Origin of the sequence: Clostridium sp., from assembly GCF_051654825.1 — a bacterium.
In the GTDB taxonomy this organism is placed as follows: domain Bacteria; phylum Bacillota; class Clostridia; order Clostridiales; family Clostridiaceae; genus Clostridium.
The window spans coordinates 1-2,175 of the sequence record NZ_JBOFYU010000149.1; the positions used below are offsets into that span (position 1 = coordinate 1).

Consider the following 2,175-nt stretch of genomic DNA (forward strand, 5'->3'; position numbering starts at 1 on the left):
ATAAGCTAGTACATGATTTTACAATATCTAAAGGAGCAATTCCTGCACCTTTAAATTATGGAGGATTCCCAAAGAGTGTATGTACATCAATAAATGATGAAGTATGTCATGGTATTCCTAGTGAGGATGTTATATTAAAAGATGGAGATATAATAAATGTAGATGTATCTACTATTTACAATGGATATTTCTCAGATGCATCAAGAATGTTTATGATAGGAAATGTATCAGAAGAGCATAAGAGGTTAGTCCAAGTATCTAAGGAATGTTTATTAAAGGGAATAGAAGATGTTAAACCTTGGGGACATTTAGGTGATATAGGAGCTGCTGTACAAGAGCATGCAGAGAAAAATGGATATTCTGTAGTTTTAGACTTTGGTGGTCATGGTATAGGACTACAATTCCATGAGGATCCATTTGTTGCCCATGTAGGTGAAAAAGGTGAAGGGATGATTTTAGCTCCAGGAATGACATTTACAATAGAACCTATGATAAATCAAGGTGGATATGAGATATTTGTAGATGCTGATAACGATTGGACAGCTATTACTGAAGATGGTGGTTATTCAGCTCAATGGGAACATATGATTTTAGTAACTGAAGATGGAATTGAAATATTAACTTATTAGAGTGAATAGTGAAAAGTTAAAAAAAGGCTGAAGAATAAGATTATATCTTTTCTTCAGCCTTTTACTTATTAATTTAAGCGGAGATTAGTGTGAACATCCTCCACCACAAGAACCGCATCCACCTTCAACTTCGATAACTGGCTTTAATGATAAACCTCTACCGCCGTTTTCTTCTGTTGATAATAATTTGAATCCACCAAACTCGTCAACTAATTTTTCTTCAACTATGAAAGTAATTTCGTTAACTTGTTGAGTAACGTCTCCATCTTTAGCTTCATCAACAGTGATGTTGAAAGCAGGACCGCTACATCCAAAACCAGCTAAGTTGATTCTTATGTTATATTTTTCAATTTCATTTTCATCTAAAAATGATTTGAACTCTTTGTATGCTTCTTCGCTTATTAATATTTTTTCCATAAAAACACCTTCTTCTATATAATTGATAATTTATATCATTAGTATATCATAGAATATGTAAATATCAAGTGGTTTTTAAAATATATATTGTAAATAAACATTTAAATTTTATATTTTAATCAAAAAATTTAAGTATATAATAAAAATGTAATAAATATATATTGAAATTTCAATATATTACCAATATAATTAAAGTATAAATACTTGCATAAAAGGGGTATTTCTATATTAATTATATGATATTATTAAAGAGGATATTAACCTTATCTAATGAAGATACTAATATTTATTAGTATATATATAAATAGATAATATCATACAGAAAGGGAATGTTAATTTTGAAACCATATGACAAAAAATACGCAGTAGAAAAAATAAAAGAATACAATGATAAGATAGCTGTAAATGAGATAGGTAACTTTAAAATAACTAAGATTGATGGGCTTCAGGGGATTATTAGAGGGTATATGTATGAAAAGGAAGATGAAATTAATTTAGATATTTTAGAGCTTCATGGACCTAAAAATATATGGATGAGACTTTCACCATTAGAAATAGAAAGCTCATATATGCCTATAAAAGAGGCTAAGGGAAGAGTTGGAATAGTTGGATTGGGATTAGGATATGTTGCACAGGAAATAGCAAAGAAGAATAATGTAGAAGAAGTAGTTGTATATGAAATAGAAAAGGATGTAATAGATTTATATAAGGCGAATTTTGCCGAAAATCCTAAAATTAAGATTTTATATCAAGATGCTTACAAGGCTAGTAGGGAAGATTTCGACTTTTTCTATGTTGATATATACGAATATAAGTTAACAAAAAAGGTTGTAGAGGATTATTCATTTTTTAATACTCTACATAATATAGAGGATTATTCATTTTGGGGAATGGAACATTTCTTATTAAGCTGTAAATATGAAGAAATAGTTTGGGTTTATATACCTGAAAATTGGATGGACATGGCTAGAAAAATAAGTGAGAAGCTTCAAGATGCAGATTTACTTCCATATTATAAGCAATTAGATGAAAAACTAGTAAGTAGCGTTTTAGAAGATTTTAAAATTGCATTAGATGATTAAGGGTTAAAGTTGTCATAAGGCAGCTTTTTTTCTTTTACGAAAAAAAT

General features: G+C 29.1%; 3 protein-coding genes. 2 read left to right on the top strand and 1 reads right to left on the bottom strand.

Going from position 1 to position 2,175, the window contains the following annotated elements; genetic code table 11:
- Positions 1-629, top strand: a 629-nt coding sequence (map, locus tag ACRDBA_RS09025; RefSeq protein WP_438572593.1) for a type I methionyl aminopeptidase, incomplete at its 5' end; no start/stop codon positions are given.
- A gap of 84 nt (positions 630-713) precedes the next feature.
- On the opposite strand, the gene ACRDBA_RS09030 is transcribed toward map, so the two are convergent.
- Positions 714-1,046: a HesB-like protein gene (locus ACRDBA_RS09030; protein ID WP_438572594.1), complete on the bottom strand. Its 333-nt coding sequence runs from the start codon at positions 1,044-1,046 to the stop codon at positions 714-716.
- 338 nt (positions 1,047-1,384) lie between these two features.
- Between ACRDBA_RS09030 and ACRDBA_RS09035 the strand changes: the two genes are divergently transcribed.
- On the top strand, positions 1,385-2,128 hold the full coding sequence (locus ACRDBA_RS09035) for a hypothetical protein (protein WP_438572595.1): 744 nt from the start codon (positions 1,385-1,387) through the stop codon (positions 2,126-2,128).
- Positions 2,129-2,175 lie beyond the last annotated feature (47 nt).